The organism is Lutibacter sp., from assembly GCF_041596795.1.
GTDB lineage: Bacteria > Bacteroidota > Bacteroidia > Flavobacteriales > Flavobacteriaceae > Lutibacter.
Genome location: NZ_JBFHHX010000132.1, coordinates 1 through 9001 on the forward strand (window position 1 = coordinate 1; position 9001 = coordinate 9001).

General features: G+C 28.0%; 10 protein-coding genes. 5 read left to right on the forward strand and 5 right to left on the reverse strand.

Features of this window, described 5'->3' with window-relative positions:
• The 3 genes from ABY298_RS12915 to ABY298_RS12925 all read right to left on the reverse strand — a co-directional run.
• On the reverse strand, window positions 1–226 hold a 226-nt coding region (locus ABY298_RS12915), incomplete at its 3' end, for a cation transporter (RefSeq protein WP_372746474.1).
• A 34-nt stretch (window positions 227–260) separates the two neighbouring features.
• Window positions 261–698 (reverse strand): ribose 5-phosphate isomerase B, encoded by a 438-nt coding sequence (gene rpiB / locus ABY298_RS12920; protein WP_372746475.1) that lies wholly within the window; start codon window positions 696–698, stop codon window positions 261–263.
• 665 nt (window positions 699–1363) lie between these two features.
• Window positions 1364–2281: a diacylglycerol kinase family protein gene (locus tag ABY298_RS12925; protein ID WP_372746476.1), complete on the reverse strand. Its 918-nt coding sequence runs from the start codon at window positions 2279–2281 to the stop codon at window positions 1364–1366.
• Window positions 2282–2394: 113 nt separating this feature from the next.
• On the opposite strand from ABY298_RS12925, the gene rnr reads away from it, so the two are divergent.
• The 3 genes from rnr to tatA all read left to right on the forward strand — a co-directional run bounded on the left by rnr (window position 2395) and on the right by tatA (window position 5671).
• Window positions 2395–4641, forward strand: a complete 2247-nt coding sequence (gene rnr, locus ABY298_RS12930) for a ribonuclease R (RefSeq protein WP_372746477.1) — start codon at window positions 2395–2397, stop codon at window positions 4639–4641.
• A gap of 60 nt (window positions 4642–4701) precedes the next feature.
• A complete protein-coding gene (locus ABY298_RS12935; protein ID WP_372746478.1) occupies window positions 4702–5376 on the forward strand; it encodes a head GIN domain-containing protein in 675 nt (224 codons plus the stop codon).
• Between the two features lie 97 nt (window positions 5377–5473).
• Window positions 5474–5671, forward strand: coding sequence for a twin-arginine translocase TatA/TatE family subunit (gene tatA, locus ABY298_RS12940; RefSeq protein ID WP_372746479.1), 198 nt, complete (start codon window positions 5474–5476; stop codon window positions 5669–5671).
• 71 nt (window positions 5672–5742) lie between these two features.
• Here tatA and ABY298_RS12945 read toward each other — a convergent pair whose 3' ends face one another.
• Together ABY298_RS12945 and ABY298_RS12950 are read right to left on the reverse strand one after the other, a co-directional pair.
• Window positions 5743–6060, reverse strand: a complete 318-nt coding sequence (locus ABY298_RS12945; RefSeq protein WP_372746480.1) for a heavy metal-binding domain-containing protein — start codon at window positions 6058–6060, stop codon at window positions 5743–5745.
• Window positions 6060–6983: an SPFH domain-containing protein gene (locus ABY298_RS12950; RefSeq protein WP_372746481.1), complete on the reverse strand. Its 924-nt coding sequence runs from the start codon at window positions 6981–6983 to the stop codon at window positions 6060–6062. Before ABY298_RS12950 ends, ABY298_RS12945 begins: the two co-directional genes overlap by 1 nt.
• 195 nt (window positions 6984–7178) lie before the next feature.
• Between ABY298_RS12950 and ABY298_RS12955 the strand changes: the two genes are divergently transcribed.
• Together ABY298_RS12955 and ABY298_RS12960 are read left to right on the forward strand one after the other, a co-directional pair.
• Window positions 7179–7664, forward strand: coding sequence for a (2Fe-2S)-binding protein (locus ABY298_RS12955; RefSeq protein WP_372746482.1), 486 nt, complete (start codon window positions 7179–7181; stop codon window positions 7662–7664).
• The coding region (locus tag ABY298_RS12960; protein ID WP_372746483.1) for a molybdopterin cofactor-binding domain-containing protein at window positions 7661–9001 on the forward strand (1341 nt) is incomplete at its 3' end. The genes ABY298_RS12955 and ABY298_RS12960, both read left to right, overlap by 4 nt.

The following is a 9001-nucleotide window of genomic DNA, read 5'->3' on the forward strand; positions in this document are numbered from 1 at the left end:
ATCTGGTTGTTTGCTTTTTTTTACGTGTTAATAAGTTAGCTATATAACTAATTATTAATGAAATAACATCGGAAAAATTGTGAACAGCATCTGAAATTAATGCTAAACTACCCGATATAATTCCACCAATAAGTTGTGCAATAGTAATTACGGTATTTAAAATTATTGATAACAATAAATTTTTACCAGATAATGTTGAGTGATGATGCGAATGGTTGTGGCTCATTATATTTATAACTATTATATTGTTAATTATTTATTTAACAACATTTTGTTGGAATTTTATCTATTCTATTTTGATGTCTACCACCTTCAAAATCAGTAGTTAAAAATATATCAACAAAACCTAAAGCTTGCTGAAGTGAAACAAAACGTGCAGGAATTGCTAATACATTTGCATTGTTATGTTGTCTGGTTAATGCAACTAATTCGTTATTCCAACATAAACCAGCTCTAATACCTTGGTGTTTATTAGCTGTCATTTGAGCGCCGTTACCACTTCCACAAATTATAATTCCGTAGGTTGCTTCACCGTTTTCAACTGCAGTTGCCACAGGATGAATAGCATCGGCATAATCCATACTATCATTAGTATTAGTTCCAAAGTTTAAAACTTTTATACCTTTGTTTTCTAAATGTTTAATTATTTCAAATTTGTACTCTGTTCCAGCGTGATCATTACCAATTGCAATTGTCATAATATTATTTTGTTAATAAGTTCTACTGCAAAAATACAAATTCACGGTTATTAACAGTAAAAAAAGGGAATGTTAATAGTAATTTATAATTAGTTGATTTACAATACTATTAATTTAATGTTAAATTGTCAATAAGTTTATCTTTAAAAAAGAAAACTTTTTTTTGTTATTTAAAAGAAATAGATTAATGCAAAAACCGACATGAATTGACCAAATTTTTTTATTAGAATTTTAGAAAAAGTTGTGAACAGAAATTAACACGTTTATAAACATTGTAAACATGATTTTTTATACAAAATATTGGTTAATTTCTAAATTTTAACAGTTGTTAATAACCTATTTAGTTTTATTGATTTTTAAGTACTTAAAAAATTATAAGATGTTAGTAACATGTAATAACTGATATATCAAAATTTAATTTCACTAATTTATTCCACATATTAACAAGCAATAATAACAAAAAATATTTTTTAAAATTTTTAAAATCTTTTATAACTATAATACTATATGTTAATAAAGTTAATAACTATAATTTTAGATGCTTTATTTATTATTGATGGAGTTACTGTTTCTATTTTATCTTCTGAAAAAAAATATATTTCTAATGCATATATATTCCTATTAAAAATACAATAAAAAATAATGCTACTATTTTATATAACTTTTTATGATGCAACTATAAATTGAAGTGCTTTTGGAAGAATGGTAGCTGTAAAATTATCTGTTGCTATTAGTTCGCCATCAGCTTGTATATATGCTTCAGAATTGTTTAAAATAGTTACTTTTATACTAGCAGTTTTATAAGTATTTACCAGTTTATGATTGCAAATTTTACCATTAAATAAATTTGAAATATTTTTTATAATTGTAATTAAATTAACACGGTAAATACAGGAAATATCAAATAAACCATCTGTAGGGTTTGGTGTTTTTGTTAATTGCATTCCTCCGCCAGAATAGTTACAAATTCCAATTAATAACATTAAAGTTTTTTGTTGAATTGTGAGTGTATTAAACTCAATTTTTAATGTTGGTTTTTTAAAACTACTAATACTTATTAATGCGCCAGTTAAATAAGCTAAAAATCCTAAATTCTTAAATTTATGAACTTTATTAACAACGTAGCCATCAAAACCAATTCCTGCTAAATTATTAAAGTAAATAGGTTGTTTATTAGTTTCAAATTTTAGTTCTCCAATATCTTGATATACAGTATATTGTTGTTTAATAATTAAAATAGCTTTTTTGTAATCTAACGGAATATGATATGTTTTAATCCAATCATTTCCAGTTCCAATAGGAATAATTCCTAACTTAATTTCAGATAAATTAGTAGGTTTTAAACTTAAAATACCATTCACAATAGTGTGTAAAGTACCATCTCCACCAACACAAATAATATTTTTATAACCTTGTTTTAGTGCATTTTGAACAATTTCAATAGCGTGATTTTTATGGTTGGTAATTATAAAATTAAAATTAAACTGTTGTTTTAAAAGTTCATCTTTTATTAAAGGCCATTTCTTTTTTGAAGCACCATTACCTGATGTTGGATTTACAATTACAAACCAATTAGTAGTCATATTTTTTATAATTCTAAGCTAATGCAAAGTACAAATACTAATTTATATAACTAATTATTAACTTACTTGAAGTGTAATTATTTGTACTTTTGATAATTCTTAAAAAGAAATTCATGTCTAAAAGAAAAAATATTTATAAAAAGAAAGGAAACGTTATTAAAGATTTAACAAGAAAAATATTAAAAATATTAAATCAATCTCCTTCTAATAGTTTTAATTACAAACAATTATCTTCAAAATTAGAAATAACTGATGCTCCTGGTAGAAATCAAATTATTCAAAAACTAGAAGAATTAAAAGGGCAGAAAAAAGTTGAAGAAAGTGAAAGAGGTAAATTTAAAATTTTACCAATGGATAAATATTACATTGGTACTTTAGATGCAACATCAAACGGAAATGCCTATTTTATTTGTGATGAACTTGAACAAGATATTTATATTCCTGCTCGTAATTTAAACAGAGGTTTAGATAAGGATACTGTAAAAATATATTTATACAATAGAAGAAATAGTAAAAAGGAGGAAGGTGATGTTGTAGAAATAATAAAACGTGCAAAAACCGAGTTTGTAGGTGTTTTACAACTTAATAAAAACTTTGGTTTTGTTGTTCCTGATGATGCAAAAATGTATTCAGATATTTTTGTTCCAAAAAACAAATTAAAAGATGCTGAAGATGGTGTAAAAGTATTGGTTAAAATGACCGATTGGCCAGACAATTCTAAAAATCCGTTTGGTGAAGTTTTAGAAGTTTTAGGAATGCCAGGAGATCACGAAACCGAAATACATTCCATTCTTTTAGAATACGGTTTACCTTATAAATTTCCAGAAAATGTTGAAGCAGAGGCAGGTTTAATTCCGTTAGAAATTTCGGAAAAAGATTTAGAGAAAAGACGTGATATGCGTAAAGATTTAACCTTTACCATTGATCCAAAAGATGCAAAAGATTTTGATGATGCCTTGTCTTACAAAGTGTTAGAAAATGGTAATTATGAAATTGGAATTCATATTGCCGATGTATCGCATTATTTACAAGAAAAAACGGTGTTAGATGATGAAGCTTATAGCAGAGCAACATCGGTTTATTTGGTAGATAGAGTAGTGCCAATGTTGCCAGAAGTTTTATCAAACGGTGTTTGTTCTTTACGTCCAAACGAAGAAAAATTAACCTTTTCAGCAGTGTTTGAAATTAATGAAAAAGCACATGTTATTAACCAATGGTTTGGTAGAACAGTAACGTATTCCGATAAACGTTTTGCATACGAAGAAGCACAAGAAATTATTGAAAACAATCCTGTCACTTCGAGCGCAGTCGATAAGTCAACTTTAAACGGTACAATTTCAAAAGAAATTTCAATAACTGGTGAATCATTTACTGTTCAACCAGAAATTGTAGAAGCTATTTTAAAGTTAGATAAACTAGCTAAAATTCTTCGAAAAAAGCGTTTACAGCAAGGTGCAATTACTTTTGATAGGGTAGAGGTTAAATTTAATTTAAATGAAAAAGCAGAGCCAATTGGCGTGTTTTTTAAAGAATCTAAAGATGCTAATAAACTAATTGAAGAATTTATGTTATTAGCAAACCGTAAAGTGGCGGAATTTGTGGGTAGTAAAAAAGGTGTTCCTAGTAAAAATACCTTTATTTATCGTGTGCATGATGAACCAGATGAAGATAAATTAATGTCGCTGCAAACTATTGTAAGTAAGTTTGGTTATAAAAATAAAATTGATCTTAAAAATAAACAAACAACTTCATCATCATTAAATCAATTATTACAAGATGTTCACGGTACAGGTGAAGCTAATTTAATAGAAACTTTAGCCGTAAGATCTATGAGTAAAGCAGTTTACACTACCGAAAATATTGGTCATTATGGTTTAGCTTTTGATTATTACAGTCATTTTACATCGCCAATTCGTCGTTATCCTGATGTTATGACACATAGACTTTTACAGCATTATTTAGAGGGTGGAAAATCTCCAAAAGCCGAAGCTTATGAAGAAAAATGTAAACACTCATCTGAACAAGAATACATGGCTTCAAAAGCAGAGCGAGATTCTATAAAATATATGCAGGTGAAATATATGGAAGATCATAAAGATCAACATTTTGAAGGTGTTATTTCAGGAGTTACAGAATGGGGAATTTATGTTGAAATTATTGAGAATAAATGTGAAGGAATGGTAAGAATTCGTGAAATAAAAGATGATTATTACATTTATGATGAAAAACAATATGCACTTGTTGGACAATCAACCAAAAATTTATACCAATTAGGTGATCACGTTTTAATAAAAGTAAAACATACCGATTTAGAACGTAAACACTTAGATTTTACCTTATTAGAAAAAATTAGTAAATAATTAACTGTAAAGGCATAATTATTGTATTTAAAAAAGTTAGTATTTTAAAATAAATATAAAATGAAAAATTTAGCAATTGTATTACTTTTTTTGAGCGGATCATTATTTGCTCAAAATCCAATTACAACCAATTTAGGAGATTTTAATGAGTTAAAAGTTTATAATGGATTAACAGTTAAATTGGTAAAATCAAATGACGCAAAAATTGAAATATCTGGATCAAAATCCGATGATGTTTCTATAAAAAATTCTGATGGAGTTTTAAAAGTTAGACTTAAATTTCCGGAAAGTTTTACAGGTGAAAATATAGCTATTGTACTTTATTATACTAAAAATATAGCTACGTTAGATGCAAATGAAGGTGCTCAAATTATTTCAGATGAAACACTAAATCAGCAACATTTAGAAGTAAAAGTTCAAGAAGGTGCTAAAATTGATTTAGATGTTACTACCAAACATTTAGTAGTAAAAACAGTTTCTGGAGGAATTATTACTTTAAACGGAACTTCTGATAACCAAACTGTTGATGCAAATACTGGTGGTATTTATTATGGATTTAATTTAAATAGTAAACAAACAACTGTTGTTTCAGCTGCTGGATCTACTGCAGAAGTGCGCGCATCTGAAATATTAGATGCTAAAGCCCAATTTGGTGGAACTATTTTATACAAAGGTTCACCAGAGGTTTTAAAGTCTAAAACTTTGGTAAAAGGAACTATTAAATATATGAATTAATTGTTTTCTTAAATAAAACATAAATAAATGTCAGTTTTATAAAAGTTACTTTTAGTTTTGAATTAATCACTATATTTGTATTTTAAAATTTAAAAATATGAATACACTTACTATATTTTTAGGAGTAATAGGAGCTCCACAAGTAATACTAATTGTAGTATTAATTTTAGTATTATTTGGAGGTAAAAAAATTCCAGAATTAATGAAGGGATTAGGAAGCGGAATTAAGGAATTTAAGAAAGCTTCTCAAGAAGACGAAAAAGATTCAGAGAAAAAAATTGAAGATAAAAACTAGTTATTACTAGTATTAAACATAAAAAAAACCTGTGAATTTCACAGGTTTTTTTATAGATAAATATGTTAAATTTATATTTTAACTGCTGTACCAGAAGCTGTTACCATTAACATTCCTCCATTTGGACCAACAGTTTCATAGTCTAAATCTACTCCAATAACGGCATTAGCACCAAGCCTATTAGCTTGTTCTTGCATTTCTTTTAAAGCAGTATCTTTTGCTTCTCTAAGCACACCTTCGTAAGAACTAGATCTCCCTCCAACAATATCTCTTATTCCTGCAAAAAAATCTTTAAAAATATTAGCGCCAATAATGGTTTCACCAGTTACTATTCCTAAATATTCTTTTATGGTATGCGTTTCAATGGTATTTGTTGTAGTTATAATCATTATTTTTTAGGTTTTTTGCTTTCATCTTCGTGAGACGATTCTTGTATTTTATTTGCAGCTACCAAACTAGTAACCATATCATTTAGCATATTACTTGCCGCAGTTGGATTATTTGGTAATAAAATTAAATTAGATTTAGTGTCAGAGCCAATACTTTGTAAAGTATCGTAATGTTGTGTAATTACAATTAAAGCAGAAGCTTCTTGGCTATTAATTCCTGCTCTGTTTAATACATCAACACTTTCTTCTAAACCACGTGCAATTTCTCTACGTTGGTCTGCAATACCTTTACCTTGTAAACGTTTACTTTCAGCTTCAGCTTTTGCACGTTCAACAATTAAAATACGTTGTGCATCACCTTCGTGTTGAGCTGCAATTTTTTCTCTATCAGCAGCATTAATACGGTTCATGGCAATTTTCACCTTTTCATCCGGATCAATATCTGTAACTAAGGCTTTAATAATATCGTACCCATAATCTAACATTGCTTGTTTTAAATCACGCTGAATAGCTAATGCTATTTCTTCTTTCTTTTCAAAAACATCATCTAATATCATTTTTGGTACTTCAGCACGTACAACGTCAAATATAAAGGCTGTAATTTGCTCATTAGGGTTTTGTAATTTGTAAAAAGCATCGTACACGTGGTCAGGTCTAATTAAAAACTGAACAGAAATTTTTAAATGCACAAATACATCATCTTTTGTTTTTGTTTCAACAATAACATCTAATTGTTGAATTCTTAAGCTAACGCGTCCTGCAACTTTGTCAATTAACGGAATTTTAAGTTGCAATCCAGCACCTCTAATGCTTGTAAATTTTCCAAATCGTTCAATTACAGCGTTTGTTTGTTGTTTAACAGTAAAAAGTCCTGATACTATAAGTACCACAACAATAAAAATAAAAATATAGGTTCCAATCATTTGTCAATTTTTTTTATGATTAATAATTCTTTTAAAGATACAAATTATAACTATTTGTAGTACAAATCTTTTAAAAGTTACACTTTAAATTAAATATATAAGTATATCAATTCAGAATTATTATAAATTATAAATACCAGTAATAAGTAAACTTATAAATGATTAAATTTAAAGTTGATTAAAAATAGTAATACAATGAAACAGACAATTAAATTTAAATTAAATGGTGATAATGTGGCTGTTGAAGTTTTTAGAGATGAACCATTATTAACTGTAATAAGAACTTATTTAGATAAAACTGGAACAAAATATGGATGCGGAATTGGTGAATGTGGTGCTTGTACAGTTTTAATAAATAAAGAAGCTACTAGAAGCTGCATGATTTTAATAGAAGATGTTGCTGATAAAGAAATTATAACTATAGAAGGATTGCAATTAAAAAATGGAGAACTACACCCAATTCAAAAGGCTTTTGTTGAATTAGATGCTTTGCAATGCGGATTTTGTACACCTGGAATGATATTAAACGCCTATGGTTTATTATTAAAAAATCCAACACCAACAAGAGAGGAAGTTTTAATTGGTATGGAAGAAAATTTATGCAGATGTGGTTCGTATAACAGAATTATTGATGCTATTTTAAATGCAGCTAAAGAGTTAAACGAAAAAGTAAAAATATGAAACCTGATAAAATTGATGCGTTATATTTTAGTGATGTAAACGAACCTGTTTTATACAACAGAAGAAAGTTTTTAAAAACTTTAGGTAAAGGAATTATAGTTATTTTTTCTTTAAGTGAACTATCATTATTACAAGGTTGGAGTCAAAATTCAGCAAGTGAAAAAGAATTAGATTTTAACGCCTACATTCACATAAAAGAAGATGGAAGAGTAAATTGTTATACTGGTAAAATTGAAATGGGACAGGGCATAATTACCTCATTGGCACAAGTAGTAGCAGAAGAGTTAGAGGTTTCAATTAATATGGTTGATATGATAATGGGTGATACAGAATTATGTCCGTACGATGCCGGAACTTGGGGTTCTTTAACAACTCGTTTTGCAGATCCTGTAATAAGAGCAGCCGCAGCTGAAGCGCGTGAAATTTTATTAAAATTGGCATCAGAACATTTTAATGAACCAATTGAAAATTTAGTACTTACAAATGGCATAATTTCAATAGCTAATGATGAAACAAATACAGTAAGTTATGCAACTTTAACAAAAGGAAAAAAAATAGTTGAAACGTTAAAAAATAAGCCATCAATAAAAAAAGCTGAGGACTTTAAAATTATAGGAAAACCAGTAATAAGTACCGATGCTATTGCAAAAGTTACTGGAAAAGCTTTGTATTCTGCCGATATAAAATTACCCGGAATGCTATATGCAAATGTTATTAGACCCGAAGTTTTTGGTTCAAAAAAAGTAAGTACTAATACATCTGAATTAAATCTATTTGAAGGTGTTATATTTATTGAAGAGGGCGATTTGGTAGCTGTACTTCATTCAGATCCTGAAATTGCAAATAAAGCAGCTAAAAAAGTTAAAATACAATGGGATGTTCCTGATGCTAAAGCGGATACTGATAGTATTTTCAGTTATATAAAAAATACTATAAAAGATGGTAAAATATTTGAAGAAAAGGGAAATTTAGAAGTTGGTAAAAAAGAATCGTCTCAAGTAATAGAAGCTGAATATTACGATGGTTATAAAGCACATGCGCCAATGGAAACACATTCGGCAACCTGTTATTTTGAAGAGGATAAATTAATAATTTGGGCTTCTACACAAACACCATTTGGTTTAAGAGAACAACTGGCTAATGAGCTAAAAATTCCTTTAGAAAAAGTTCATGTAAAACAAATATTTTTAGGTGGTGGTTTTGGAGGAAAAATTTACAATCAACAAGCTATTGAAGCTGCAAAAATTGCTAAAATTTGTGGAAAACCTATACAATTGGTTTGGAGTAGAAAAGAAGAGTTTTTGTACGATAGATTTAGGCCAGCTGCATTGGTAAAA